The 25399-nt window shown below is 69.6% G+C and carries 27 protein-coding genes; 18 read left to right on the plus strand and 9 right to left on the minus strand.

Annotated features, from left to right (window positions below; genetic code table 11):
- The first annotated feature begins 1 nt into the window (after nt 1).
- A complete protein-coding gene (locus tag LQ757_RS02810) occupies nt 2–1024 on the plus strand; it encodes a DMT family transporter (protein ID WP_308195541.1) in 1023 nt (340 codons plus the stop codon).
- Between the two features lie 69 nt (nt 1025–1093).
- On the opposite strand, the gene LQ757_RS02815 is transcribed toward LQ757_RS02810, so the two are convergent.
- Nucleotides 1094–5677 carry a glycoside hydrolase domain-containing protein gene (locus LQ757_RS02815; RefSeq protein ID WP_231045679.1) on the minus strand — a complete coding sequence of 1528 codons (4584 nt, stop codon included), beginning with the start codon at nt 5675–5677 and terminating at the stop codon, nt 1094–1096.
- Nucleotides 5678–5915: 238 nt separating this feature from the next.
- On the opposite strand from LQ757_RS02815, the gene LQ757_RS02820 reads away from it, so the two are divergent.
- The 11 genes from LQ757_RS02820 (at nt 5916) to erm (ending at nt 13592) form a co-directional block, all read left to right on the plus strand.
- Complete coding sequence (locus LQ757_RS02820) at nt 5916–6275, plus strand: GntR family transcriptional regulator (protein WP_231045680.1); 360 nt, start codon at nt 5916–5918, stop codon at nt 6273–6275.
- Nucleotides 6272–7180: an ABC transporter ATP-binding protein gene (locus LQ757_RS02825; protein ID WP_231045681.1), complete on the plus strand. Its 909-nt coding sequence runs from the start codon at nt 6272–6274 to the stop codon at nt 7178–7180. Before LQ757_RS02820 ends, LQ757_RS02825 begins: the two co-directional genes overlap by 4 nt.
- Nucleotides 7177–7944, plus strand: a complete 768-nt coding sequence (locus tag LQ757_RS02830) for a hypothetical protein (protein ID WP_231045682.1) — start codon at nt 7177–7179, stop codon at nt 7942–7944. Before LQ757_RS02825 ends, LQ757_RS02830 begins: the two co-directional genes overlap by 4 nt.
- An 81-nt stretch (nt 7945–8025) precedes the next feature.
- Nucleotides 8026–8355: a chorismate mutase gene (locus tag LQ757_RS02835; protein WP_231045683.1), complete on the plus strand. Its 330-nt coding sequence runs from the start codon at nt 8026–8028 to the stop codon at nt 8353–8355.
- 17 nt (nt 8356–8372) lie between these two features.
- On the plus strand, nt 8373–9272 hold the full coding sequence (locus tag LQ757_RS02840) for an SDR family NAD(P)-dependent oxidoreductase (protein ID WP_231045684.1): 900 nt from the start codon (nt 8373–8375) through the stop codon (nt 9270–9272).
- A complete protein-coding gene (locus tag LQ757_RS02845; protein ID WP_231045685.1) occupies nt 9269–9463 on the plus strand; it encodes a hypothetical protein in 195 nt (64 codons plus the stop codon). The genes LQ757_RS02840 and LQ757_RS02845 overlap by 4 nt, the downstream gene beginning before the upstream one ends.
- A 176-nt stretch (nt 9464–9639) precedes the next feature.
- Entirely contained in the window at nt 9640–10305 is a 666-nt protein-coding gene (locus tag LQ757_RS02850) for an HAD family hydrolase (protein ID WP_231045686.1), read from the plus strand.
- A gap of 9 nt (nt 10306–10314) precedes the next feature.
- Entirely contained in the window at nt 10315–11475 is a 1161-nt protein-coding gene (locus tag LQ757_RS02855; RefSeq protein WP_231045687.1) for an alcohol dehydrogenase catalytic domain-containing protein, read from the plus strand.
- Between the two features lie 53 nt (nt 11476–11528).
- Nucleotides 11529–11948 carry a pilus assembly protein CpaE gene (locus tag LQ757_RS02860; RefSeq protein ID WP_231045688.1) on the plus strand — a complete coding sequence of 140 codons (420 nt, stop codon included), beginning with the start codon at nt 11529–11531 and terminating at the stop codon, nt 11946–11948.
- Complete coding sequence (locus LQ757_RS02865; protein WP_231045689.1) at nt 11945–12490, plus strand: hypothetical protein; 546 nt, start codon at nt 11945–11947, stop codon at nt 12488–12490. The genes LQ757_RS02860 and LQ757_RS02865 overlap by 4 nt, the downstream gene beginning before the upstream one ends.
- Before the next feature lie 265 nt (nt 12491–12755).
- Nucleotides 12756–13592: a 23S ribosomal RNA methyltransferase Erm gene (erm, locus tag LQ757_RS02870; RefSeq protein ID WP_231045690.1), complete on the plus strand. Its 837-nt coding sequence runs from the start codon at nt 12756–12758 to the stop codon at nt 13590–13592.
- Between the two features lie 8 nt (nt 13593–13600).
- Here the strand turns inward: erm and LQ757_RS02875 are convergent, their stop codons facing one another.
- The 4 genes from LQ757_RS02875 to LQ757_RS02890 all read right to left on the minus strand — a co-directional run bounded on the left by LQ757_RS02875 (nt 13601) and on the right by LQ757_RS02890 (nt 17829).
- The gene (locus LQ757_RS02875) at nt 13601–13981 is read right to left on the minus strand and encodes a hypothetical protein (protein WP_231045691.1); all 381 of its coding nucleotides are present in this window, start codon (nt 13979–13981) and stop codon (nt 13601–13603) included.
- 1 nt (nt 13982) lies between these two features.
- Nucleotides 13983–14492, minus strand: coding sequence for an NUDIX hydrolase (locus tag LQ757_RS02880; RefSeq protein ID WP_231045692.1), 510 nt, complete (start codon nt 14490–14492; stop codon nt 13983–13985).
- 53 nt (nt 14493–14545) lie between these two features.
- Nucleotides 14546–16879, minus strand: a complete 2334-nt coding sequence (gene purL, locus LQ757_RS02885; RefSeq protein ID WP_231045693.1) for a phosphoribosylformylglycinamidine synthase subunit PurL — start codon at nt 16877–16879, stop codon at nt 14546–14548.
- A gap of 119 nt (nt 16880–16998) precedes the next feature.
- Entirely contained in the window at nt 16999–17829 is an 831-nt protein-coding gene (locus LQ757_RS02890) for a shikimate 5-dehydrogenase (RefSeq protein WP_231045694.1), read from the minus strand.
- A gap of 201 nt (nt 17830–18030) precedes the next feature.
- On the opposite strand from LQ757_RS02890, the gene LQ757_RS02895 reads away from it, so the two are divergent.
- Complete coding sequence (locus tag LQ757_RS02895; RefSeq protein ID WP_231045695.1) at nt 18031–19251, plus strand: MFS transporter; 1221 nt, start codon at nt 18031–18033, stop codon at nt 19249–19251.
- Nucleotides 19252–19326: 75 nt separating this feature from the next.
- Here the strand turns inward: LQ757_RS02895 and LQ757_RS02900 are convergent, their stop codons facing one another.
- From LQ757_RS02900 to LQ757_RS02910, 3 genes are read right to left on the minus strand one after another with little or no spacing between them, the layout of a single operon-like run.
- Nucleotides 19327–19668, minus strand: a complete 342-nt coding sequence (locus LQ757_RS02900) for a type II toxin-antitoxin system PemK/MazF family toxin (protein ID WP_308195543.1) — start codon at nt 19666–19668, stop codon at nt 19327–19329.
- The gene (locus LQ757_RS02905) at nt 19665–19865 is read right to left on the minus strand and encodes a hypothetical protein (RefSeq protein WP_231045696.1); all 201 of its coding nucleotides are present in this window, start codon (nt 19863–19865) and stop codon (nt 19665–19667) included. Before LQ757_RS02905 ends, LQ757_RS02900 begins: the two co-directional genes overlap by 4 nt.
- Nucleotides 19866–19918: 53 nt before the next feature.
- The gene (locus LQ757_RS02910; RefSeq protein ID WP_231045697.1) at nt 19919–20803 is read right to left on the minus strand and encodes an NAD(P)-binding domain-containing protein; all 885 of its coding nucleotides are present in this window, start codon (nt 20801–20803) and stop codon (nt 19919–19921) included.
- A gap of 430 nt (nt 20804–21233) precedes the next feature.
- Here LQ757_RS02910 and LQ757_RS02915 point away from each other — a divergent pair, with 430 nt between their 5' ends.
- On the plus strand, nt 21234–21374 hold the full coding sequence (locus LQ757_RS02915; RefSeq protein WP_231045698.1) for a cupin domain-containing protein: 141 nt from the start codon (nt 21234–21236) through the stop codon (nt 21372–21374).
- Nucleotides 21375–21473: 99 nt separating this feature from the next.
- Here LQ757_RS02915 and LQ757_RS02920 read toward each other — a convergent pair whose 3' ends face one another.
- Nucleotides 21474–21959: a DUF3817 domain-containing protein gene (locus LQ757_RS02920; protein WP_231045699.1), complete on the minus strand. Its 486-nt coding sequence runs from the start codon at nt 21957–21959 to the stop codon at nt 21474–21476.
- Nucleotides 21960–22096: 137 nt separating this feature from the next.
- Here LQ757_RS02920 and LQ757_RS02925 point away from each other — a divergent pair, with 137 nt between their 5' ends.
- The 4 genes from LQ757_RS02925 (at nt 22097) to LQ757_RS02940 (ending at nt 25252) form a co-directional block, all read left to right on the plus strand.
- On the plus strand, nt 22097–22816 hold the full coding sequence (locus LQ757_RS02925; protein WP_231045700.1) for a flavodoxin family protein: 720 nt from the start codon (nt 22097–22099) through the stop codon (nt 22814–22816).
- Nucleotides 22817–22836: 20 nt separating this feature from the next.
- Nucleotides 22837–23211 (plus strand): DUF1801 domain-containing protein, encoded by a 375-nt coding sequence (locus LQ757_RS02930; RefSeq protein ID WP_231045701.1) that lies wholly within the window; start codon nt 22837–22839, stop codon nt 23209–23211.
- 61 nt (nt 23212–23272) lie between these two features.
- On the plus strand, nt 23273–23713 hold the full coding sequence (locus LQ757_RS02935) for a Fur family transcriptional regulator (RefSeq protein ID WP_231045702.1): 441 nt from the start codon (nt 23273–23275) through the stop codon (nt 23711–23713).
- Nucleotides 23714–23791: 78 nt separating this feature from the next.
- On the plus strand, nt 23792–25252 hold the full coding sequence (locus LQ757_RS02940; protein WP_231045703.1) for a catalase: 1461 nt from the start codon (nt 23792–23794) through the stop codon (nt 25250–25252).
- Nucleotides 25253–25399 lie beyond the last annotated feature (147 nt).

A 25399-nucleotide genomic window follows, 5' to 3' on the forward strand; every position in this document is an offset into this window, starting at 1 on the left:
GGTGAGCACCAGCACCGCGCAACAGGCCGCAGCCGCGGCATCCGATCGACGGGCTCAGGGCGGCGCCGGACCGAAGCGCTCGGGGCGGCTGTCGACGTGGGTGCAGTTCCTCGCCATGGGCGTCGTGTGGGGTGCGAGCTTCCTGTTCATGAAGGTCGCCCTCGACGGGGTCTCGTTCGGGCAGATCGCGTGGTCGCGCACGGTGCTCGGGGCGCTCGCGCTCGGCGTGATCGTGCTCATCACGCGGCCGCGTGTGCCCGCCGCCGACGGCACGCCGGGCCCGGTGCTGCCGCGCGACCGGGCCGTGTGGCTGCACTTCCTCGTGGTGTCGCTCACGACCTGCGTGATCCCGTACCTGTGCTTCGCGTGGGCCGAGCAGTTCGTGTCGTCGAGCCTCGCGTCGATCTACAACGCGACGACGCCGATCATGACGGCGCTCATGGCGACGGCCGTGTTCCGGGTCGAACGGCTCGGGCTCAGCCGCTGGGCGGGCGTCGGCGTCGGCATCGTCGGGGTGCTCGTCATCATCGGCCCGTGGCAGTACCAGGCGCTCACGGGCAGCCTCGCCGGTCAGCTCGCGTGCCTCGTGGCGACCCTCTGCTACGGCTTCACCTTCGGCTACCAGCGCCGGTTCCTGAGCCAACGGCCGATCGCGCCCGCGACGTTCGCGTTCCTCTCCATCGGCGTCTCGGCGGTGGTCATGCTCGCGCTCACGCCGTGGCTCGCGCTGACCCCCGTCGACCTCGACTGGGCGATCGTCGGCTCGCTGCTGGCGCTGGGCGTGCTCGGCACTGGACTCGCCTACATCTGGCTCATCAACGTGCTGCGCGCATGGGGGCCGACCGGCTCGTCGACGGTCACCTACGTGACGCCCGTCGTGGGTGTCGCGCTCGGGGTCATCCTGCTGGGCGAGACCTTCTCATGGCACGAGCCGGTGGGTGCGGTGCTCGTGCTGCTCGGCATCCTGCTCACGCAGGGCCGCCTGCGGCTGTCGCGCCGTCGCGCCGAGGCATCCGTCGCCTGATCGTCTCGCGCAACGTGATGGGCCGTGCAGTCGTCGTGACTGCACGGCCCATCATCGATTATCGATCGCTCACGAGCACTTCGCCCAGACGTTCGCCCAGTCGCCGTGGTCCTGCCCGTTCCCGCCCTGCGGGTCGAGCACGAGATCGAGCCGGTCGACGCCCGTCACGTCGACGACCGCACCGCCGGTGGCCGTCGCCGCCGTCATGACCGCCGGTGAGCGCCACCGTTCACTGCCATCCCCGCGGACGAGGAACAGCACCGAACCGCCCGAGGCGATCTCGTCGTCGATGCCGTAGTCGAACGACACCGCATCGCATCGACCGTCGAGCACGATCGAGATCGTCGACGCCGCGTGCGCGCCGAAGCCCTTGGCGTAGCGCTTGCCGCCGAGTGAGAGCGTCGTGCCGTCGTCGGCCTGGTCCTCGCCGTTCGACATGTCGATCTCGACCGGACCCCAGCCGTTCGTCGTCCCGGTCAATGTCGCGTCCGAGAGGAAGTACCCGCCCGCCACGAGGCTGACGTCCTTCGACGCGAGCACGGTGCCGTCCATGGCGAGCTCGATGCGGGCCTCGTCGAGGCCGCTGCGACCCTGCGGGTCGAGCACGAGTTCCGCCACCAGCGTCTCCGCGGGGGCGACCGTCACGCTGATGGGTTCGGCGGCGAAGGTCTCGAGCCCGGTGGCCGCGAGCGTGACGGTTCGGGCCTCCGCCCCGATGTTCCGCACGGGGATGCTCGCCGTGATGGTGTCGATCGGGCTCGCGACACTGATCCGGTCGACCTCGATCGCAGCGAGCGGTGCGACGGCGTCGACGATCTCGGCGCGCGCAGTGAGCGCCTCGACCACCCGATCACCACGGGACGTGACGACGACGTCGGCCGTGAACCGCTCACCGGGACCGCCGAGAACGGGCATCGTCACGGTCCACGAGCGGCTCGTTCGGGCCTTGACCGGCGAGTTGCCCCCGTGTGTCGTGACGCTGGTCGCGCCGGGAACGTCGACGGTCACGTCGCGCAGCCGGTCATCGCCCGCAGTGACCGTCACTTCGAACGTGGCGACGCCGCCCGCGGCGACGGCTCCGCCGTCGATCGACGCGGCAACATCGGCACTGTCGGCGTTCGCGAGCGCGGCGATCAGCGCCGCGCGGTGATCGACCATAGACGCCCACGCCGCAGGAGTCGAGGCGCCGGCCGGGTCGATGCCGTCGAGGGCGGCCGCGACGACGGGGTCGTCGGCGCCCAGCTGCTCCTTCGCGAGGTCGAGCAGCTCGGCGTCGTCCTGGCCGTCGCGGAACAGTTCCCAGCGGGTCGAAGAGACCGGGCCGTCGTCGCCGGGGTAGACGATGTACTCGTCGCCCTGCCCGTACCGGAAGGTCGGGTCGGCGAAGACGTCCTCGGGCCACGAGTTGTACGTCCACCGCAGGTACCCGTCGAGGTCGCGCTGCTCGACCACCCAGCCGAGCGAGCGCGTGTTGAACGGCGGAGTCGGCACGACGGTATTCGGGATCGTCGGCTCGTTCCACGTGTAGAACAGCGTGGGCTTGCCCTCGGCGCGGCGTTCGTCGATCAGCGACTGCGGCACGTCGTCGAGGAAGCTCACGTTGAACGAGATCGCCTCGGCGATGTCGGCCTCGGCGAGCGAGTTCGCCGCGAGCGCGATCTTGTCGCGCCACTCGGGGCTCACCGCGTCGAGCACCGCGAACGCGGCGTTCATGCGGGCGAGAGGCTGCTCGTCGAACGCGAGACGGGTGTCGTCGAACCAGCCCTTGTCCTTCAGGTGCGCCGTGAACGCCGTGAGGAACGCCTGCCATGCCTCGTTGTAGCGGGCATCGCCCACGGCGACCGTCTCGTCGACCCGCTCACCGGTGCGGGTGTCGGTGTATGTGATGCGATCATGCCGCTGGAATTGCAGCATGGCGAACGCATGGATGTCCGTGCCCACGCCGGCGGCGCGGGCGTCGGTGACGAGTCGGTCGAAGACGGCGAAGTCGAAGTCGAACGTCGTTCCGTCCCACATCCAGTCCACCGTCGACCGGTACGGGCTCCAGGTCTGCGCCCGGATCTGGCCCTGGTGGTTCACGAGCCACGGGTCTTCGGTGATCGCGAGGTTCACGACGTCCTGGCCGGCGGCGGCGAGGTCGGCCCAGTACGGCTCGAGTGCGGCGAAGTGTTCCTCACTCCACGGTTCGAGGCCGAGCTGATCGGCGACGGCGTCGGGGTGCGACCAGAGGTCGAGCACGAACGGGCGATCTGCGACCGGGCGCATGGCGACGTTCGGCACGACGACCCGCAGCGTGCGCTCGGAGATCGCGCCGGCGGCGCTCGTCACTTCGACTGCGGCCTCGTAGACGCCGGGGTCGGCGCCCTCGGGCACCTCGACGGTGAACCACACCGGCTGGTTGCGGCCCGCCGGGACGTCAACCGAGTCGACCTCGCGGAGGGGATCGGCGATGAGCCCGCCCTGCACGGTGTTCTCGATGTACTCGGGGTAGCGCACGGCGACGGCGCCCTCGAGGGCCGCCGGAGTCTTGCGGTCGACCTCGGTGAGGGTGGAGACGGTCACCGCGAGGTCGTCGATCTCGTCGCCGGCCGTGACGGCCACCTGGGCGCTGGCCCGTCCGTTCGCGGGGACCTGCAGCACGAGCGGCCGATCACTGCCTGCGTCGGGTCCGGTCGTGCCTACGCGCGGCACGCGCACGAACGAGCTCGTGGCGAACTCGCCCGAGGGGATCCCCACGGTAGGGGCGCCCTCGAGGGCGATCCCCTCGGCCAGGTCGACCGGGAACAGTCGGGCGTTGGCTTCGATCGTGCGGCCGACCGCCTGCGCGTTGGCGCGGTAGTTCGTCGACCAGACGCCCGCGGCGAGGTCTGCCGCCGTGATCGTGCGGTTCGGGGAGTTGTTGCGGCACACGTAGCTCGCACCCGGTGCGAGCGTCGAGAAGTTGCACGCCGAGCCGCCTGCGGGTTCGAGGAGCCTGATGTTCGTCAGCGGCACGTTGCCGGTGTTGATCACCTCGAGCCAGGGCTGGATCCGGTCGCCGAGGAGGCCCTCTGCGCCCGCCGTGTAGATCGCGTCGAGCACCGGCCGGAGGTCGAGCGACGGCGCGGGCACGAGGTTCGATGCCTCGACCTTGAGGGCGGCGTCGATGAACGAGGTGCCGTTCTCGGCTCGATACTCCAGTCGTACCGTATGGGTGCGCGTGTCTGCGGTCGCGGGCGGCGTCAACGGCACGGTGACCGTCGTCTCCTCGCCCGCGGCGAGCGGCGGCACTTCGACGTCGGCGCCGCTCCAGGCGGAGTCGTCGGAGAGGGCGATACGAGCGGTCGGGAGGTCTGCGCCGCTCTGGTTCTCGACCACGACCGTCGCAGTCGCCGCCTCGCCGGCGGTGAACGTCGGCGCCGATTCCAGCTGCAGCGACGCGCAGACGCCGCCGACCCAGTCGAGGTCGAAGCTCGTGTACGAGATGTGGCGGTAGCCCTCGCGCTCGTAGAGCAGGCCGTAGGAGCCCCCGAGTTCGCCGTCGTCGCCGGGAAGCGGCGTGAGGGTCGAATAGGCCGATGCCCCGGACTGCACCACGTGCTCGATCGGCCAGCTGTCCCCGCTGTCGCAGCTCATGCGGACGGTGAGGTTGCGTCGAACGTTCTGGTTGTCGGTGTTCGAGTGCAGGAGGACCTGCGCCCGCGGGTCATCCGACTGAGCATCGGGGAAGGCGCGGATGACCGAGCCGTTGTTCGCCGGGTCCGGCAATTCGCGGTCCTGCGTGAACTTCGAGTACGTCTGGCCGCCATCGGTCGACTTCGCGGTCTGGCGGTACGGCGCCGCCCGCGAGACGAGCAGCACGCTGCCGTCGGCGAGTTCGGCGACCTTGTTCTCATCCGCCCCCGGGCCGACCGGCTCCGATGCCTTCCACGTCTCGCCATGGTCGTCGGAGTATGCCGACACGGCGTAGTTGCCGCCGGCGATGCGCACCGTGTACTGCTGGATGAGGCGCCCGGCGTGCTCGCCGGTGCGGAGTTGGATGCCCTCGCCGCTCGCGGCGAACATGCCGGCCCAGTTCGTGCCATCGCCCTTCAGCTGACGCGTGATGCGGTGGTGCTCCCAGGTCGCGCCGTCATCGCGCGACACCGAGTAGTCGGCGTGCAGCACATTGGGGTCGTTCGGGTCGCTGCCCGTGCCGGAGCCCGCGAAGCCCTGGTTGATCGAGGCGGCGTAGAACACGAAGATGTCGTCGGTCTCACGGTCGACGAGCACGGACGGGTCGCCGTAGCCGTTCGGCGCGGCGTCCTTGCGGATGACCTCCTGCGGGCCCCAGGTCGCGCCGCCGTCGGTCGAGCGGCGCATGAGCAGGGCGATGTTCGACGGAAGGTCGTTCATCGTCGGCCGCCCGTCGAAGACGGCGAGCAGGTCGCCGTTGGGCGCCGTGGTGAGTGCCGGGATGCGATATCGCAGCCAGTCGCCCTCGCCGCGGCTGGCGAGGTCGACGAGCGTGAGGTCGGGGTCGAGGCCATCGGCGGGCGCGGCTGCGGGACCCGAAGTGCTCGCGGTCGTCGCTGTCGGAGCCGCGGGTTCGGCGAGCGCGGGTGGAGCGGCGAGCACGCTCCCCGCCACGAGCGCCAAGCCGGCCAGGGTGGCCAGCGTCGGTGAGGTCGGCATTAGGGATGGATCTCCTTCGATCGGTGGGTGTCGGCCCCGGCGAGGCCGACTTCGGCACAACTGAGGCCGAACGTAGCATGACGTCTGATGTCCCACAACAGACGACTTCGAGCATGACCAAGCAACGTTCGAGCATGAAACGAGCAAACAGCGGGGGTTGACAACGAACCCCGAGCATGGTTGGTTAGTTACACAAGTAATGAACCAACGAAGTTCATGACGAACCAGATAGGCCCGAATGGACGAATCGCGACCGATCTTCATCCAGATCGCAGAACAGGTCGAGAACGACATCATCGAGGGTTCGCTGCCGGAGGGCAGCCAGATCCCCTCGACGAACGAGTTCGCCGCGTTCCTCCGGGTCAACCCGGCCACCGCACTGAAAGGGGTGAATCGCCTTGTCGACGACGGAATCGTGGAGAAGCGACGGGGGATCGGCATGTTCGTGACCCAGGGCGCACGGGCACGGCTCATCGAGCGTCGCAGGGCCGACTTCGCCACCGAATACATCCGACCGCTCATCGTCGAGGCCGAGAAGCTCGGCATCGACATCGACGAACTCGCAGGACTCCTGCGTGCCGAAAGGATCAACTCATGACCCGCACCGTGGTCCGCGCCAGCGGACTCACCAAGCGATACGGCACCTTCACCGCCGTCGACGCCGTCGACTTCACGCTCGAGGAGAACCGCATCTACGGCCTGCTGGGTCGCAACGGCGCCGGCAAGACGACCGTGATGCAGATGCTCACCGGGCAGATCTTCCCCGACGGTGGAACGCTCGACGTGTTCGGTCGCGAACCCGCCGAGCACGCCGACGTCCTGCGCCGCATCTGCTTCATCGCCGAGTCGCAGCGCTACCCCGACAGCTTCAAGCCCTCGCACGTCTTCAAGGCCGCCCCATGGTTCTTCGAGCACTGGGACGCCGAGTTCGCCGAGCGACTCATCCACGACTTCCGGCTTCCGCTCAACCGGTACGTCAAGAAGCTCTCGCGCGGTCAGCTCTCGGCGGTCGGCGTCATCGTCGGGCTCGCCTCGCGCGCGCCGCTCACGTTCTTCGACGAGCCGTACCTGGGACTCGACGCCGTCGCCCGGCACATCTTCTACGATCGCCTGCTCGAGGACTACGCCGAGCACCCGCGCACGATCGTGCTCTCGACGCACCTGATCGACGAGGTCGCGAACCTCCTCGAGCACCTGCTCGTCATCGATCAAGGGCGCATCCTGCTCGACCGCGACGCCGACGAGGTGCGCGGCTCGGCCACCACCGTCGCCGGGGGGCGGGCAGCCGTCGACTCGTTCGTCGCCGACCGGGCGGTGATCGGTCGCGAGAGCCTCGGCGGCCTCGCGTCGGTCACGATCGACGAACGCCTCGGCCAGGCCGACCGCATCCGCGCCGCCGAGCACGGCCTCGAGCTCGCGCCCGTCTCGCTCCAGCAGCTCATCGTCCACATGACCGGCACCGACCTCCGGGCCGATCCGACCGAACAGGAGGTCGCAGCATGACCGCCGTGATCGACCAGGCACTGGTCCGCACAGAGCCTCGCACGCGTTTCAACGAGGTCTGGCGCGTCGTGCGTCTGCACGCCGTGACGCCCTCGGTGTTCTTCGGGATCCCCTGGGTCATCCTGGGCGGCGCCTGGGTGGTGTCGATGGTCGTCGGGATCATCATCACCGGCGCGAGTGCAGACGTCGCGAAGATGGGCGAGGGCATGCGCTACAGCTGGGCGGTCCTGTCGCCCCAGTGGTACCTCGTCGTCGTCGGCGTGCAGGCCATCGGCATGACGCTGTCGTTCGCCCTGGGCTTCGGTGCCACCCGGCGTGATTTCTGGCTCGGCACGAGCCTGATGTTCGGGATCGTCTCCCTGCTGAACGCCGTCGCCATCGCTACGCTCGTACAGCTCGAGAAGGCGACGGGCGGCTGGTGGATCGGCATCTCCATGTTCGATGCGCTCTGGTACGGGCAGAACGGCTGGCTGGTCGACTTCTACACGACGCTCGCGCTGCAGCTGCTCGTGCTCTTCATCGGGGCGAGCATCACCACCGTGTACCTGCGGTGGCGCATGCGCGGCATGATGATCCTCATGTTCGGGGCCATCGCCCTCGTGCTCGCCGCGGTCGCGATCGCGACGTTCACCGAGAGCTGGCCGATGATCTTCGAGTGGCTCGGCGGCATCGGCATCGTCGGCGTGTTCACCGTCGTGCTCGGGCTCGCCGCGTTCTTCGCGATCGGCGGCTACTTCGTGATCCGGCGGGCGACACCCCGCTGATCCCGAGAACACAGACCGCGGCGCGGCATCCGGTGGGGGATCGGATGCCGCGCCGCACTGTTCGCCAAGTACGCTCGAAGCATGACTGACGGGGCCTTCGACGACCGCGATGCTGCGATGAGCGCGCTGCTCGGCATCCGCTCGAGCATCGACAACATCGACGCCGCCCTCATCCACCTGCTCGCCGAGCGGTTCAAGTTCACCCAGCAGGTCGGCCGGCTGAAGGCCGCGCACGGGCTGCCGCCGAGCGATCCCGACCGTGAGCGGCGCCAGATCGCCAGGTTGCGGGCGCTCGCCGTCGACGCGCACCTCGACCCCGCGTTCGCCGAGAAGTGGTTCAACTTCGTGGTCGCCGAGGTCATCCAGCACCACGAGGAGCTGGCGGGCGGCGGCGCCTCGGGCGAGCTGTGAGCTGGTACCCGACCCCGGTGCCCTCGCAGTCCGGTCGCCGCGTGCTGGTCACGGGCGCGAACAAGGGACTCGGGTTCTTCACAGCCGCCCGGCTCGCCGCAGCCGGTGCCCACGTCGTGCTCAGCGGGCGCAACCCCGAGCGGCTCGAGGCGGCGGTCGCCGCGATCCGTGAGGCGCGGCCCGCGACATCCGTCGAGACCCTCGTCTTCGACACGTCATCGCTCGACTCGGTGCGGGCGGGCGCCGATGCGCTCATCGCCGGCCCCGCACTCGACGGCGTCGTCGCGAACGCAGGGATGGTGCACGCCCCTGATCAGCGTCGCGAATCGGTCGACGGCAACGAGCTCGTGCTCGCCACGAACATGCTCGGGCATTTCGCCCTGCTCGCCCGCCTGCTGGGGCACCTCGCGCCCGGAGCGCGCGTCGTGACGCTCGGGTCGCTCTCGACGATGCTCTCGACGTTCCGCACCGACGACCTGCAGCTCACGCGCGGCTACGATTCCTGGCGGGCCTATGCGCAGTCGAAGATCGCGTCGCAGGTGGTCGCGTTCGAGCTCGATCGCAGGCTGCGAGCGGCGGATGTCCCGGTGTCGAGCATCGTCGCCCACCCCGGGTACTCCATCGGAGGGCGAACGCCGCGCGTCCCGGGCGTGAACGAGCCGAGCACCGGCAAGCGCTTCGCCGACTCGGCGCAGGCGTTGTGGGCGCAGGGCAAGCACCGAGGCGCCGAGCCGATCCTGCACGCGCTCACCGCGCCCGGCGTCGACGGCGGCCAGTTCTGGGGTCCGCGGTTCATGACGAAGGGCTCGCCGGTGCTGCACCGGCCGACCCGCACGACGACCGATGCCGCGATCGCCGCCCGGGTGTGGGCTCTCGCCGAGCGTGCGACCGGCACCGAGTTCGCCGTGGCGCGATGAGCGCCCCCGCCCCGAAGCCGGGGTTCTTCTCGCGCCGCAAGGTGCGGCTCGTGATCGCCCGCGTGCTCGTCGTGCTCGGCATCGTGCTCGCGGTCATCTCGATCCTCACGGCACGATGGGGCCTGCTCGTCGCCGCGATCATCACGGTCGGCATCGGCGCGGCGTTCGGGCCGGCGCGCATCCGCCGCTGAGGCGGCGCGCACCGGCGCCGCGTGTCCGGTGACAGGCGTCTCGCGCGGTTCACCCGTTCGTAACCATCCCGCCGTCGGTCGTTGACGGCCCCTGAATACGGTGAAGCATCGGAACCGCGGACGCTGCCGGAGCACCCGCGATGAGGCCCGTCCGGTGAGCCGCAGAAAGGCGCGTCATGACCACGAACTCGACGAACCCCGCATCCGCGGAGGAACTGCTCGACACCATCGCCCCGCTGGGCGACGACGAGCTGGCCGAACTCGACGAGCTCGCGGAGCTCGGAGACGACGTCGAAGACGATGCCGATGAACTCGAGGACCAGGTCGAAGACGAGGACGTCGACGAGTACGACGAAGACGACGATGATGAAGACGGCGACATCGAGCTGATCGTGCTCGACATGGCCGGCACGATCGTCACCGTCGACGGCGTCGAGATCCCCGGAGCGGTCGCCGTGATCGAGGAATTGCGCGAGGCCGGGGCATCCGTCGCCCTCATCACCGACCTGCCGCCCGTCGAGCGCGACGCCGAACTCGATGCACTCTGCTGGCACGGGCTCGCCGACATCGTGCTCTCCGCGGGCGAGGCGGGTCGCGCGCGCCCCTATCCCGACCTGCCGCTCACCGCCCTGCTGCGCACCGGCGCCAGCGCCGTCGATGCGATGGTCGTCGTCGGCGACACCGTCACCGACATCGAGACCGGCGTGAACTCGGGCGCCGGGTTCGTCGTGGGCGTGCTCACCGGCGAGCACGACCGCGAGGCGCTCGAGGGCGCCGGCGCAGACGCGGTGATCCAGAGCATCGCCGACCTGCCCGCACTGCTCGGCCTGCGCGGCGAGTAGGGGGTGGTGATGCACACCGTCGTGCGCGTCGCAGGACCCGACCTCATTCTGAGGCCCTCGCCCGTCGCGATGGTCTGGAACGAGCCCGGTCGCCCGCATGACGCCCTCGCGGCGCCGGGCGTGCGGCTCTCACCCGGTGAAGCCCTCGTCGAGGTCGAACTCGCCACGATCTGCGGGTCCGACGTGAACACCGTGCGCGGCACGCAGCCGGCGGCGACCCCGCTCGTGCTCGGACACGAGCAGGTGGGTCGGGTCGTCGCCGTGGGCGAGGGCGCGGTGCGCTCCGACGGCTCAGCGCTCGAGCTCGGCGATCGCGTCGTCTGGTCGGTCACCGTGAGCTGCGGCGAATGCGACCGCTGCCGACGCGGCCTCACCCAGAAGTGCCGGTCGCTCGCGAAGTACGGCCATGAACGCGTGCACCGCGGCTGGGAGCTGTCGGGCAGCTTCGCCACGCACGTGCAGCTGCGCGCGGGAACGGCGATCGTGCGCGTGACGGAACAGCTGCCTGCCCTCGTCGCGGCGCCCGCCTCGTGCGCCACCGCGACCGCGGTGGCCGCGCTCGACGCGGCATCGACCCGGGTTCGGCTGGGCGGCGCGGGCATGCTCGTGACAGGTGCCGGCATGATCGGCCTCAGCGCGACCGCGCTCGCGATCGAGGCCGGAGCCACGGTGATCGTGTCGGAGCCCGACCCCGCCCGTCGCGCCTTCGCCGCACGCCTCGGAGCGATCGCCGTCGACCCGGGCGCCCGGGGCAGCTCACCCGAACGGCTCGACGCGGCGATCGAGGCATTGACGGCGCGCGGCATCCCCGAAGTGCTCATCTCGATCGAAGCGTCGGGCTCCGCAGCGGCGGCACAGACGGCCGTGCGAACGCTCGGCATCGGCGGCATCGCCGTGCTGCTCGGAACCGTGACCCCCGGCTCCGAGGTCCCGGTCGATCCCGAGGCGATCGTGCGACGCCTCGTCACGGTCACGGGCGTGCACAACTACACCCCCGACCAGCTCGTTCGCGCCGTGGCGTTCCTCGAGCGCTCGTGGCGCGGCCTGCCGCTCGACGAACTCGTCGGTGCGACCCACGCACTCGCCGACCTCGATGCGGCGCTCGCCGAGGCCGCCACCGGCGAGCACGTGCGCGTCGGCGTCGCGCCGGGGCGTCGCCCGCACCCCTGAGCGGGCAGTCGTCGGCGCGCTTGCGTCGTGTACCGTGACGCAGGGGTGCATCGATGATCACACGCGAGCTCGCGCTCGCCCTCCGCGACTCGGGACTCGTCTGGAACCCCGAGTCGGGCGACCGATTCCAACTCGACCTGCCCTCGAACGTCGAGGCCGAGGCCGAGGCCGACGTGTTCACCGTGAGCGAGATGACGATCGACACGCTGCCCACCCCGACCGGCGCGATCCTCGCCTTCAACGGAACCACCGAGTGGGCGCTCGACTCGGTCGCGATCGCGGATGCCGTGTGGCTGCCGCGCGAGGACCAGCTGCGCGAGCTGCTGCGCGGCGCGTTCCGGTCGCTCGGGCGGCTCGACGACGCGTTCGAGGTCGTGATCGACCTCGGCGGCGAGACGCGGCGGTTCGAACACCCCGACGCCGCCGAGGCGTACGGGCTCGCATTGCTGGCACTCATCGGGAGGTCGCGATGACGGATGCCGCGACACCGCCCGATGACGCAGCCGAGGCACTCGATCGTGCCCGTGAGCACCTGAGCCGCGCGGCGAGCGCGCTCGCCGAGTCGGGAGCCCGACGCGAGGTGCTCGCCGAGTTCGTACCCGAGCGGCGCGTCCTCGGCGTTCCGAGGGCCGCACGCATGGTGCCCGTCGCCCGGGTGTGGCGCCTGGGCGTCGTGCTGCTCGACGAGACCGGCTCGGTCTGGGCAACCGGGCGGGTCGTGCGCGCCGAGCGATCCGCGCGGAGGAGCGTCACCGCCGAGGCCGTCGCCGAGCAGCGCGCGCACCGTGCGGCCGCGGTGAAGGGCGGCATCGCCGAGGGCGAGACCGTGAACTTCGATGCGCGCCCGATCGATCTCGACGAGCTCGCGAGCGCCGGGACATCCGGCCCGCTCGTGCTTCGCGACGATCAGGTGTTCATTCGCTGGAGCGCGACGCAGGCCGACGCGCTCACACCGCTCGAGCGGTATCTCGCCGATCGCGTCGAGCTGCTCGCGAATCCGCCGTCGGGGACGTGATACGGCGTTCCCCGGCCATGTCCGGTGCATCGCTCGGGCGGCTTTGCTAAGGTCGACGACCGTGTCCTGCGATTTCTCGGCGATGATCATTCGGCCCCGCACCGCCTGAGGCGGAGCGACCGGTCCTTCACGCGTTCCTCCGCCTCGGCCATGACCCTGGCCGCGGTGCGTCTTCGGCGTGCCCGGCTGACGATCCTCGCCAGCGGAGTCTTCAGTGCGCACACACGCTTCTTCTCTTTCTCGCCCATCCCGATCGGCGACGCACGTGGCCGGACGCCACGAGCTCGGCCAGAACTTCCTCGTCGACCGCGGCGTCGTCGACCGCATCGTCTCGCTGGCCGCAGCGACGCCCGGCCGGATCATCGAACTCGGCGCGGGCAGCGGGGCGCTCACCCGCGAGCTCGCCGGACTCGGCCGGCCGCTCACCGCACTCGAGATCGACGCCCGCCGAGTCGCAGCCCTGCGTCGCGATCTCGACCGCGAGCGCGCCGGCCATGTGACGGTCGTGCATGCCGATGCCCTCGCGTGGCGTTACCCGCGCGTGCCGCACACGGTCGTCGGCAACGTGCCGTTCCACCTCACCACGGCCATCCTGCGCTCGCTGCTTGCCCGCGGGCACTGGACCGATGCGATCCTGCTCACCCAATGGGAGGTCGCGAGACGCCGGTGCGGGGTCGGCGGCTCGAGCCTGCTCACCGCCCAGTGGGATCCGTGGTTCTCGTTCCGCCTCCACGAACGCGTGCCCGCGCGCGCGTTCCGTCCCGCGCCGTCGGTCGACGGCGGCGTGTTCGCAATCCAGCGTCGAGAGCAACCTCTCGTCGCGTCGACCGATCGTGGCGCGTACCAGGCGTTCGTCGCCGAGGTCTATCGAGGGCGAGGGCGTGGCCTCGCGCAGATCCTCACCCGCACCTCGCGCCCGCTGCAATCGGCGCCGGCCCGCCGGTTGCTCGGCTCGCTCGGGCTCGCGGACCACGTGCTGCCGAGCCGGGTCAGCGGACCGCAGTGGGCGGAGATCTGGTCGGCCGTACGCGACACGGCGCCGCGGCGCGCAGGATCAGGTTCTCGCACGGGACGTAGCGGCAGAAGCGGATCGCGTGCGTAGCGGGAGGCTCAGCGTCGCGCGCTCGGGCCGTCGGATGTGTCGTCGTCGTCGCGGTCGGCGCCTTCGCCGGTCGCGCCGCCGTTGCCGGTCTCGTCGGTCTTGCCGGTCTCGTCGGTCTTGGCGGTCTTGTCGGGCTCGCCGCTCTCGCGCTTGGAGCCCTTGGCCTCCTGCTCACGGATCGACTCGATCACCGAGTCCTGCAGGCCTTTCTGCCCGGTGTGCAGCTCCTGGTACTTCTCGCCCGCGCCCATGAGCGGGCCGAACGCGTGACGCCACCGGGCTCCGCTCGGCGCCTTGACGAAGCGCATGACGATGCCGATGACGATGACGAGGGCGAAGAGCGCCAACGCCCCGGTCGCGAGCATTCCGTAGAACGCGAGATCGCCCATGTCAGAATCCGAACGGGGTGATCGGGGCGAGGCGGCGCTCGCGCAGTGCTTCGATGACGGCCAGCTCGTGCGGCACGACGGGGTCGGGCAGCGCGTCGAGCGGGAACCAGCCGAGGTCGGCGGCCTTGTCTTCGACGAGCTGGGGATCGCCCTGCCACCGCGTCACCTGGAAGAACACGTCGATGCGCTCGTCGATGGCGGCGCCGGTCGCGCCCGTGCGATGCATGACGGTGAGCACCTCGAGGTCGGACTCGTCGACCTCGACCCCCAGTTCTTCGCGGGTCTCGCGGGCGGCGCCGGCGAGGAGCGTCTCACCGCGCTCGACGTGTCCGGCTGCCCCGCACGCCCAATGGCCGTCGTAGTAGCCCGTGCCTCGCCGCAGCTGCAGCAGCACCTCGTCGCCGCGACGAAGCAGCACGTATGCGGCCGGGATCACCGCGAAACGCCCGTGATCGGCGGCGTAGGCCTCGGTGTACTCGAGGTTCTCGGTGCTCTCGGTGCTCTCGGTCATGACGGTCTCGGTGTGCTTCTTCGTCTCGATACGCTTCGCTCGTCGACGTGCGTTCAGTGCCCGAGCACGGGGCCGAACGCGTCGGTCAGCGGTGCCCGGTTCACCGAGCGCAGTTCGTCGATCGAGACGGTGAACGCGTCCTGCACCTCGAGGGCGCCGGATGCCGCGTCGGTGACGCCGATGCGCCGCACCGGGTAGCCCCGGCCCTCGCACAGGCCCCGGAACTTCACGTCGTCTTCGCGCGGCACCGACACGATGACGCGCCCGGTGGACTCGGAGAACAGCGCGGTCGCGAGGTCGATGCCGGCGTCGCCCGTGACCTCGCTGAGGAACACGCGCGCTCCCACGCCGAAGCGGCCGACCGCCTCGGCGAGAGCGATCGCGAGGCCGCCGTCGCTGAGGTCGTGCGCCGAGTCGATGAGCCCCTCGACCGCCGCGGCGCCCAGCAGTTCGGCGAGCCGCTGCTCACCGGCGAGGTCGACGGCCGGCGGGCGTCCGCCGAGGTGGTCGTGCACGACCCCGGCCCAGGCCGAGCCGTCGAGCTCGGCCTTGGTGTCGCCGAGCAGGTAGATGTTGTGCCCGTCGTCCTGCCAACCGCTCGGGATGCGGCGGGCGACGTCGTCGATCACCCCGAGCACCGCGATCACGGGGGTCGGGTGGATCGGCACGTCCCCGGTCTGGTTGTAGAAGCTCACATTGCCGCCGGTGACGGGGATGCCGAGCTCGAGACATCCGTCGCTCAGGCCCTCGACGGTCTCGGAGAACTGCCACATGACCTCGGGGTTCTCGGGGGAGCCGAAGTTCAGGCAGTCGCTGACGCCCATCGGCTTCGCGCCGGTGACCGCGACGTTGCGGTACGCCTCGGCGAGGGCGAGTTTGGCGCCCTGCCGCGGGTCGAGCTGCGAGTAGCGGCCGTTCGCGTCGGTCGCGACCGAGACGCCGAGGCCCGACTCTTCGTCGACGCGCACCATGCCGGCGTCGTCGGGGTGGCTGAGCGCCGTGTTGCCGAGCACATACGTGTCGTACTGGTTCGTGACCCACGCGGAATCGGCCTGGTTGGCAGAGCCGATGAGCTTCAGGAACTGCTCGCGCAGGGCCTTGGGCTTGCTGGGGCGCTTGAGGCCGGCCGCGGTGTCGGCCTGGAGCGCGTCGATCCAGGTGGGGTAGGCGACCGGGCGCTCGTAGACGGGGCCGTCGACGGCGACCGTGCGCGGGTCGACGTTCACGATCTCCTCGCCGTGCCACATGATGCTCAGGCGCCCGGTGTCGGTGACCTCGCCGAGCACGCTCGTCTCGACGTCCCACTTCTTCACGACCTCGAGGAAGCCGGCGAGCTTCTCGGGACGCACGATCGCCATCATGCGCTCCTGGCTCTCGCTCATCAGGATCTCTTCGGGCGTCAGCGTGGGGTCGCGCAGCAGCACGTCGTCGAGCACGATCGACATGCCGCCGTCGCCGTTGGAGGCGAGCTCGCTCGTCGCGCACGAGATGCCGGCCGCGCCGAGGTCCTGGATGCCCTCGACGAGATCGCCCGCGAACAGCTCGAGGCAGCACTCGATGAGCACCTTCTCGGCGAACGGGTCGCCGACCTGCACCGCGGGGCGCTTCGTCGGGCCGCCCTCGGCGAACGTGTCGGACGCGAGGATCGACGCGCCGCCGATTCCGTCGCCGCCGGTGCGGGCACCGAAGAGCACGACCTTGTTGCCCGCGCCCTTCGCGTTCGCGAGGTGCAGGTCTTCGTGGCGCAGCACGCCCACCGCGAGGGCGTTCACGAGCGGGTTCGCCTGGTACACCGGGTCGAACCACGTCTCGCCGCCGATGTTCGGCAGGCCGAGGCAGTTGCCGTAGAAGCTGATGCCCGAGACGACGCCGTGCACGACGCGCGCCGTGTCGGGGTGGTCGATCGCGCCGAAGCGCAGGGCGTCCATGACGGCGACCGGACGGGCGCCCATGGAGATGATGTCGCGCACGATGCCGCCGACGCCGGTTGCGGCGCCCTGGAACGGCTCGATGTAGCTCGGGTGGTTGTGGGACTCGATCTTGAAGGTGACGGCCCAGCCCTCGCCGATGTCGAGCACGCCGGCGTTCTCGCCCATGCCGACCATGAGGTTCTTCTTCATGTCGGGCGTGACCTTCTTGCCGAACTGGCGCAGGTAGATCTTCGACGACTTGTACGAGCAGTGCTCGCTCCACATGACGGAGTACATCGCGAGCTCGGCGCTCGTCGGGCGGCGGCCGAGGATGTTGCGGATGCGCTCGTACTCGTCGGGCTTGAGGCCCAACGCCGCGTACGGCTGCTCCTTCTCGGGCGTGGCCTGCGCGACCTCGACGGTGTCGAGCACCGAGGTGGTCGGTGCAGCGATGTTTGCGGGAGTTTCGATGGTCACGAGTGGCGAGCTCCAGAAGACGGCGGCGAGGCGGATGCCGCGGGGCGAATGCCTGACCGTGCCAGTCTACTTGTCGCGCGCTGCGCCCCGACCGGGCGCCGACGGGGTCGCCCCTCGAATCACTCCGCGCGCGAGAACGCCGACGCCCGCTCGACCTGCTCGCGGGTGAGTGCGACCCCGGTGTACCGCTCGAACTGCCGCGCCGCCTGTAGCGCGATCACCTCGGCTCCCGTGATCACGCGCTTGCCGGCTGCGCGACCCGCGACGATGAGCGGAGTCTCCGCGGGGAACGCGACGACGTCGAACACCGTTTCGGCGCGCTCGATGAGCCCTGGCGAGAATGCGACCGACTCGGCGTCGGGCCCGTCCATGCCGAGCGGGGTGACGTTCACGATGACGTCGATCGTGCGCGCAGGGTCATCCGCCGTGGGCTCGTCGGCCACCCACGCGTACCCGTATTTCTCGGCGAGCGCCGGCCCCGCGACCGCATTGCGGGCCAGTACCGTGACGTCGTCGAATCCCGCCCCGCGGAAGGCCGCGACGACCGCCTTCGCCATGCCTCCCGACCCGCGCATGAGCACCCGTGACGTCGGGTCGAGCGAGGAAACGGCGATGAGCTCGGCGATCGCCTCGTAGTCGGTGTTCGAAGCCGTGAGAACCCCGCCGTCGTTGACGATCGTGTTCACCGACTCGATCGCCGCGGCCGACTCCTCGACGACGTCGACGAGGGGGATGACGGCCTCCTTGAACGGCATCGAGACGCTGCATCCACGGATCCCGAGCGCACGGATGCCGCGCACGGCGCCCTCGATGTCGTCGGTCGTGAACGCCTTGTAGATGAAGTTCAGGCCGAGCTCGTCGTAGAGGAAGTTATGGAATCGCGTGCCGAGATTCGACGGACGGCCGGCGAGCGAGATGCAGACCGACATGTCCTTGTTGAGGATGGGCATGCGACCATGCTGCCGGATACCCCGGTCGCGGAGGGCGACGGATGCCCCGGCGCGACCCAGGCTCGCCCGGTAGACTGGCCCGTGGTCGCCGGTTCGCGGTGGCCCTGGGCGCGCACATCGGCGCGCAGTCGACCCGCCGTCGTGCGCCATGCGGAGCCCCGCACCGCGCCCGCGGGAGACGCCTTTCCGCTCAGGTATCCCATGACGTCGTCAACTCCCGTCACCCCTATTCCTCCGCAAGGCCCCACGCAGGCACCGCCGTTCCCGTGGGTCGGCCTGCTCGTGCTCGCCGCGGCCGTGTTCCTCTCGGTCACGATCGAGATGATCCCCACCGGGCTGCTGCCCGACATGAGTCGCGAGCTCGGGGTCGGCGAGCCGCTCATCGGCCTGCTCGTGACGGTGTTCGCGGCCACGGTCGTCGTCGTGACCGTGCCGTTGTCAGCGCTCACGAAGCGCGTGCCGCGCCGCACCCTCATCGTGATCACCCTCGCGGTGCTCGCCATCAGCTGCGTGCTCACCGCGATCGCGCCGAACTATCCCACCGTGGTCGCGACCCGCATCCTCGGCGGCGCCGCGCACGGACTCTTCTGGTCGGTCGTCGGCGCCTACGCGGGCCACCTCGTGCCGAAGGAGCAGCTCGCCCGCGCGGTCTCGATCAGCGTCGCCGGCGGTTCACTGGCGTTCGTGCTCGGCGTGCCGCTCGGCACGGCGCTCGGGCAGGCGTTCGGCTGGCGCCTCGCCTTCGCCGGCATCGGCCTGCTCACGCTGGTGGGTGCCGTGCTCGTGCAGCGGTACCTGCCGCCGGTGCGGCATCACGCCGGTGAAGCGGATGCTGCGCCCGTGCACCTGCGCTCGGACCCGACGTTCGTCTCGGTCATCGTCGTGTGCCTCATCACGTCGGTCACGATGGTGGGGGCCTACACCTTCTACACGTATGTGGCTCCGTTCATCACCGATGTCATGGCGATGCCGGCGAGTGCGATCAGCCCCATGCTGCTGGCGTACGGCATCGCGGGCGCGCTCGGTCTCGTGCTCGCCGGCACGGTGCTCGGGCGCCGCCCGACGATCGGGCTGGCGGTGGCGCTCGTCTCGACCGCGCTCGGGGTGGCGCTGCTCGCCCTGTTCCCGCAGGTGCCGCTCGTCGGCGTCGCGGCCTTCCTGCTCTGGGGCACCGCGTTCGGCGCGCTGCCGCCGCTGCTGAACACGCGACTGCTGCACTCGGCGTCGGCGCGCATCCGCGACGCCGCGGCGTCGTTCTACACGACGGCCTTCAACGTCGGCATCGGCGGCGGGGCGCTGCTCGGGGCCGTGCTCTACGGGGTCATCGGGCTCGGCGGCCTGCCATGGGTGTTCGTGTCGCTGCTCGCGTGCTCGACGACCGCGCTCGTGTGGACGGCGCTCGTCAACCGCGTGCACCGCTGATCTCGTGGGTTGAGGTGGGAACGAAGCGACCGTCTCGAAACCCGGTGAGGTGTGGGGGCGCGCAGCGGTTCCGCATTACGGTGTCCGAAGTGGCATCACGTCCTGGACGCCTAGGTAATGGGCCAGGGCCATGTCCACCTCGGCAAGCTGATCTCGGGTGAGGTAGTCGACCGGATCGCCGACAACGTAATCGACATCGATCGAACGGATCTGATCGACCAGCAGCCTCGTGTCACGGCCATCGATCTCCAACTCAGGACGATGAACGGACCGTCCCGCCGACGTCGAGGTGGGAACAATGGTGACGACGGACAATGGTGAGTCCGACGGCGACACGACCAGCCCGAGCCGTCTTCCGCCCTGATCATGTCCGCGTGGCCGGCCCAGGTCGATTCGGTAGACCGCGCCGCGAATCACCAGGCCTCAGGCTCCGCGTTGAGGTTCTCGTCCTTCAACGCGTCAGCGTCGGCTCGGAACTGTTCCAGCCAACGCTCGTGATCCAGCAGCCGCAGCGCACGGCGGAGCGTGTCGGACGTGCTCTCGCCAGGCTGCGCCGCTTCGCGAAGGATGCGCTCGTCGTCCTGAGTGGGGCGGAATCCGATCGTGGAGGCCATGGCTCCATCCTAGCGCGATGTTGAACAAATGTTGAACATGCCCGGGCGGCCCGCTATTGGTCTGGTGACGGCCCGCCGGTCCCGGTTGTCGTGTGCTCCGCGATGCGTGTCCACGCGTCGTCACCGTGTCCCGCTGTGGAGGCCGCCGCGAACAGTCGGTGCAGCGCGTCGTACATTCCGGAGTCGAGGCCCATTCCTCGAAGAAGGACGGCCAACTCATCAGCCCAATCGCGCATGACGTCGACGGATGCCTCTACCTCCGCTGCCGAGGGGTCGGGCGTCTCGGCGAGCAGATCAAGGAGCAGTCGGATCTGCCGGGGATAGAACTCGAGGACGGCATCCTTGAACCACTCAGAGGAGAACTCGTGCTGCTTGCAGATGCGCAGCCCCTGGAGGAGGCAGACCTCCATGGGCAGATAACCGATGATCACCGCGCTCCCGCTCACGTATGCGGCCCCGGGTACGTCATCGACGTACGTCGACGTCCCGATCCGCTCGAACCATCCACGATGCGCTTCATACGCGGCTCGGTCTCCCGACACGAAGAAGACCCCGTCCCCGGATCGCACCTCGCCCGCGCCAGCGAGGATGCCGAGGTCCAGGTAGTGGCCTCCCGCCGCGCTCACCACTGCGTCGAAGGCCCGGGCCTGATCCGGGGTCACGGGGGATGTGGAAGCCACGACCTTGCCGCGCAGATCCACTCCCGCCTCGTCGACGAGGTTGCGCGCCAGCTCGTGGTCTGCCACGACCACGAGCGTCAGCGGACTCGACGAGAGCGTATCGGCGACCGATTCCGCCACGCGGACGCGCGGGCCGGAGAGCGCCTCGGCCTTCTCCCGGGTCCGGTTCCAGACGGTCACCTCGGCTCCCGAACCGGCGACAACCTCCACCAGGGCGCTGCCCATCGCACCGGCGCCAATGACAGACACGTCGCTCATCCGGCTACCACCTCACTCGGAAGGGTTCCTTCAATGGTCGATGACGAACGGGCAGATCGCCAGTGCTCTCGCTTCGACCAAGCGAATGTCGGTCAGCGCTCGTGTACCGGTTGCTGCTCCTGTTCGTGGCGGAGGACCGTGGGTAAAATTGGCTGAGGTTCCCTCAGCGCTCCAGTCGGGGACCGGGTCGTTCGATTCGAAGGAGTGCGGTATGCCTGATCAACGCGAGAAGGTGGGAGTCCGAACCTTCGACGAGCCAGACGAGTCGTTTCAAGAGGAGATGGGACACGCTGAGCGGGTCAGCGTGAGTGGCCTCAGCGTCTGGAGGGCCGTGACCGAGCCCGGATGGCGGGCCACGGAGGGGACGGGTGGTGACCTCTGCTCGGCGGGGCACGTGATGTATATCGAGTCGGGCCGGTTGCATGTGCTGATGGATGACGGAACTGAAGCGGAAGGCGGACCCGGCGCCGTGATGGTCATCGAGCCCGGCCACGATGCCTGGACCGTCGGTGATGAGCCGTGCGTCTTCATCGACTTCGGCGAGAGCGTTCAGCTCTCCGACCGAAACTGAGCGATCGCGGGGATCTCCGCTCGACCGCAGAGCGAGGGCTCAAGAGCCCGGTGGAGGATCCACTTGCGGGCGCATTTCGGTTTCGAGACGCTTCGCTCCTCAACCCACCTTGGGCGGGCCGATGACGAGCAGCGCCGAGAACACGGCGGCGATGCCGACGACCGCGACCACGGTCAACAGGATCGGACGGGCGAGGAACCAACGGAGCATCCGATTCACCCAGTTCTCGTCGGCGGGGTGATCGCCGGCCTCGAGGCGCCAGGCGCCGTCGAGGTGACCCTTGCGCACGAGCCACGCCTCGAACGGCACGGTCGCGTACGGCACGATCGCGGTGAGCACCGCGAACGCGATGCGGCCGAGGTTCCAGCGCTGGTTGACGCCCACCAGCACCGCCGAGAACGCGTATGCGAGGAACACGAACCCGTGGATCGACCCGCCGACGAGCACTGCCCATTCGACGCCCGCGGCGTACTTCAGGATCATTGCGGTGATGAGGATGGTCCACGTCACGGCCTCGGCGAGGGCGAGGCCGCGGTAGAGGCGCTTGGGGGTCACGGGGGTGGCGACAGGGGTCACGACGGTCACGGGTGCTCCAGAGTTCGGGATGCTTCCATGCTCTCAGGCCGCGCTGGGCGCCGGCATCGAACGAACGATGGATCCGTCGACGGAACTCCCGGCCGAGCCCTCGATCGCGAGGAAGCTTCACGGGTAGCATCGGGCTCATGGCAGCGACGCCGGAGTTCGACGACCTGAGGGCGCTCTTCATCAACTGCACGCTCAAGCGAAGTCCCGAGCCCAGCCACACGCAGGGCCTCATGGAAGCGAGCATCGCCCTGATGCGCGCCAACGGCGTGAGCGTCGACACGGTCCGGTTCGTCGACCACGACGTCGCCACCGGGGTCTATCCCGACATGCGAGAGCACGGATGGCCCGCCGACGCGTGGCCCGATGAGATCTGGCCGCTCGTCGAGGCCGCCGACATCCTCGTGATCGGCGGGCCCATCTGGCTGGGCGACAACGGTTCGATCACCCGCAAGCTCATCGAACGGCTGTATGCCATGAGCGGCATGCTCAACGAGCAGGGCCAGTACGTGTACTACGGCAAGACCGGTGGCGCGCTCATCACGGGCAACGAGGACGGCCTGAAGCACTGTGCCAAATCGATCCTCTACAGCCTGCAGCACATCGGGTACACGATTCCGCCCGGTGCCGATGCCGGCTGGATCGGCGAGGTCGGGCCGGGCCCGAGCTACCTCGACCCGGGGTCGGGCGGGCCCGAGAACGAGTTCACCAACCGCAACACGACGTTCATGACGTACAACCTGCTGAACCTGGCGCGGCTGCTGAAGGACGCCGGCGGGTTCCCCGCGATCGGCAACTCGCGTGCCGCATGGAACGACGGCGAGCGGTACGGCTTCGTGTCGAACCCCGAGCACCGCTAGACGTGTCGAAGGGACGGAGCATGGGCATGGACAACCGGAATCCGGCGGTCAACGAGTGGTTCGCCGCCTATGACAACCCGCAGCGCGACCTCGTGCAGGCCGTGCGCGACGCCGTGCTCGACGCCGACGAGCGGGTCGCCGAGACGATCAAGTGGAAGGCGCCGACGTTCGTCTACCGGGGCAACATCGCCTCGTTCTATCCGAAGACGAAGACCCACGCGAGCCTCATGTTCCATCGGGGCGCCGAGCTCGACGACCCCGACGGGCTGCTCGAGGGCGAGGGGGATGTCTCGAGGGTGGCCCGCTTCCTCGACGCCGATGACCTCGCCGCGAAGTCGGACGCGCTCCAGCGCCTCATCAGGCAATGGATCGCGCTGCGCGACGGAACGGATTGACCGCTCCCGAGGCATCCTCGGTGTTTTGATTTATTCAAAACAACCCGACTAGGGTGGACGCATGGCCACCTCGATCCGAACCGCGCGCGACGAGGCATCCGCTCGCCTGCGCGCCGCCGGACTCAAGGTGACCGAACCCCGGCTCGCCGTGCTCGACGCCATCGCGCCCGGCGAGCACCTCGACGCCGACGAGGTCTTCCAGCGCCTCTCGCGCACCCTTCCGAGCACCTCGCGACAGGCCGTCTACGGCGTGCTCGGTGCCCTCGGCGGGGCAGGCCTCCTGCGCCGTATCGAGCCTGCCGGTTCCCCGGCGCTCTACGAGAACCGCATCGGCGACAACCACCACCACCTCGTGTGCTCGTCGTGCGGCAAGGTGGCCGACGTCGACTGCGTCGTCGGCGAGCCACCCTGCCTGACGCCGTCTGCGACCAACGGATTCGTGCTGCACACCGCCGAGGTCACGTTCTGGGGCCTGTGCCCCGACTGCCAGGCAGCCGGGTAACCGGCCCATTCGACGACCGCCCGTCAGGGGCGGTGTCCGGCGTGCCCGCACGCCGATTCCCACCACGAGAGGAAATCGATGACCGAGTTCACGACCACCCAGACCGGAGCGCCTGTCGCGAGCGACGCGCACTCGCTGACGGCCGGACCCGACGGCGCGACCGTGCTGCACGACCGCTACCTCGTCGAGAAGCTCGCGCAGTTCAACCGCGAGCGCATCCCCGAGCGCATCGTGCACGCGAAGGGCGGCGGCGCATTCGGCGAGTTCGTCGTCACCGAGGATGTCTCGCAGTACACGAAGGCCGCGGTGTTCCAGCCGGGCGCGAAGAGCGAGATGCTGCTGCGCTTCTCGTCGGTCGCGGGTGAGCAGGGTTCGCCCGACACCTGGCGCGACGTGCGCGGCTACTCGCTGAAGTTCTACACGACCGAGGGCAACTACGACATCGTCGGCAACAACACCCCGGTCTTCTTCATCCGCGACGCCATCAAGTTCCCCGACTTCATCCACTCGCAGAAGCGCCTGCCGGGCTCGGGCCTTCGCGACGCCGACATGCAGTGGGACTTCTGGACCCTCTCGCCCGAGTCGGCGCACCAGGTGACCTACCTCATGGGCGACCGCGGCCTGCCGAAGTCGTGGCGCACGATGAACGGCTACGGCTCGCACACCTACCAGTGGATCAACGCCGCGGGCGAGCGCTTCTGGGTGCAGTACCACTTCGTCTCGCGCCAGGGCGACCTCTACCTGAGCAACGAGGAGGCCGAGGCGATCGCCGGCGCCGACGCCGACTACTACCGCCGCGACCTGCACGAGGCGATCGAGCGGGGCGAGTTCCCCACGTGGGACGTGTACGTGCAGGTCATGCCGTACGAGGAGGCGAAGACCTACCGCTTCAACCCGTTCGACCTCACGAAGACCTGGTCGAAGCAGGATTACCCGCGCATCAAGGTCGGCCACTACACGCTGAACCGCAACCCGCAGAACTTCTTCGCCGAGATCGAGCAGGCGGCCTTCTCGCCGGCAAACATCGTGCCGGGCATCGACATCAGCCCCGACAAGATGCTCATGGCGCGCGTGTTCTCGTACCCCGACGCGCAGCGCTACCGCGTCGGCACGAACTACAACCAGCTGCCGGTGAACGCGCCGCACGCCGCGCCGGTGCACAACTACTCGCAGGACGGCGCGCAGCGCCACGCGTTCAACCACCCCGACGTGCCGGTCTACGCGCCGAACTCGTTCGGCGGTCCGGTCGCCGACCCTGCTCGGGCGAGCGAGGGGAGCTGGGAGTCCGACGGCGCGCTGACTCGCGCGGCCGCGACGCTGCACGCCGAGGACGATGACTTCGGGCAGGCCGGCACGCTCTACCGCGACGTGTTCGACGCCGACGCGAAGGCGCGCTTCCTGGTGACCCTCACCGGCCAGGGCAATGCGATCACGGTCGACGCGATCCGCGAGCGCTTCTTCCAGTACTGGACCAACGTCGACGAGCAACTCGGCACCCAGCTGCGCGCCGAGGTCGGCGGCGAGGCATCCGCCGCGTAGGAGGCCTGCGGATGCCGCGGGCGCCCGGTCTCATCGCGAGGCCGGGCGCTCGCGCGTCTCGGCGAGTGCGGCACGCCCTTGCCGCCTGGTCCGAACGCATTCGGGCCGATCCACGCGGCAAGGGTTGACCGCATGACGAGCCGATCG

This window comes from Agromyces cavernae (assembly GCF_021044935.1).
Classification (GTDB): domain Bacteria; phylum Actinomycetota; class Actinomycetes; order Actinomycetales; family Microbacteriaceae; genus Agromyces; species Agromyces cavernae.

Coding starts and splice junctions, on each gene's coding strand:
- LQ757_RS02815 (WP_231045679.1), bottom strand. CDS start 5,677: ATGCCGACCTCACCGACGCTGGCCACCCTGGCCGGCTTGGCGCTCGTG.
- LQ757_RS02820 (WP_231045680.1), top strand. CDS start 5,916: ATGGACGAATCGCGACCGATCTTCATCCAGATCGCAGAACAGGTCGAG.
- LQ757_RS02825 (WP_231045681.1), top strand. CDS start 6,272: ATGACCCGCACCGTGGTCCGCGCCAGCGGACTCACCAAGCGATACGGC.
- LQ757_RS02830 (WP_231045682.1), top strand. CDS start 7,177: ATGACCGCCGTGATCGACCAGGCACTGGTCCGCACAGAGCCTCGCACG.
- LQ757_RS02835 (WP_231045683.1), top strand. CDS start 8,026: ATGACTGACGGGGCCTTCGACGACCGCGATGCTGCGATGAGCGCGCTG.
- LQ757_RS02845 (WP_231045685.1), top strand. CDS start 9,269: ATGAGCGCCCCCGCCCCGAAGCCGGGGTTCTTCTCGCGCCGCAAGGTG.
- LQ757_RS02850 (WP_231045686.1), top strand. CDS start 9,640: ATGACCACGAACTCGACGAACCCCGCATCCGCGGAGGAACTGCTCGAC.
- LQ757_RS02855 (WP_231045687.1), top strand. CDS start 10,315: ATGCACACCGTCGTGCGCGTCGCAGGACCCGACCTCATTCTGAGGCCC.
- LQ757_RS02860 (WP_231045688.1), top strand. CDS start 11,529: ATGATCACACGCGAGCTCGCGCTCGCCCTCCGCGACTCGGGACTCGTC.
- LQ757_RS02865 (WP_231045689.1), top strand. CDS start 11,945: ATGACGGATGCCGCGACACCGCCCGATGACGCAGCCGAGGCACTCGAT.
- LQ757_RS02875 (WP_231045691.1), bottom strand. CDS start 13,981: ATGGGCGATCTCGCGTTCTACGGAATGCTCGCGACCGGGGCGTTGGCG.
- LQ757_RS02880 (WP_231045692.1), bottom strand. CDS start 14,492: ATGACCGAGAGCACCGAGAGCACCGAGAACCTCGAGTACACCGAGGCC.
- LQ757_RS02890 (WP_231045694.1), bottom strand. CDS start 17,829: ATGCCCATCCTCAACAAGGACATGTCGGTCTGCATCTCGCTCGCCGGC.
- LQ757_RS02895 (WP_231045695.1), top strand. CDS start 18,031: ATGACGTCGTCAACTCCCGTCACCCCTATTCCTCCGCAAGGCCCCACG.
- LQ757_RS02905 (WP_231045696.1), bottom strand. CDS start 19,865: ATGGCCTCCACGATCGGATTCCGCCCCACTCAGGACGACGAGCGCATC.
- LQ757_RS02910 (WP_231045697.1), bottom strand. CDS start 20,803: ATGAGCGACGTGTCTGTCATTGGCGCCGGTGCGATGGGCAGCGCCCTG.
- LQ757_RS02915 (WP_231045698.1), top strand. CDS start 21,234: ATGGATGACGGAACTGAAGCGGAAGGCGGACCCGGCGCCGTGATGGTC.
- LQ757_RS02925 (WP_231045700.1), top strand. CDS start 22,097: ATGGCAGCGACGCCGGAGTTCGACGACCTGAGGGCGCTCTTCATCAAC.
- LQ757_RS02930 (WP_231045701.1), top strand. CDS start 22,837: ATGGGCATGGACAACCGGAATCCGGCGGTCAACGAGTGGTTCGCCGCC.
- LQ757_RS02935 (WP_231045702.1), top strand. CDS start 23,273: ATGGCCACCTCGATCCGAACCGCGCGCGACGAGGCATCCGCTCGCCTG.
- LQ757_RS02940 (WP_231045703.1), top strand. CDS start 23,792: ATGACCGAGTTCACGACCACCCAGACCGGAGCGCCTGTCGCGAGCGAC.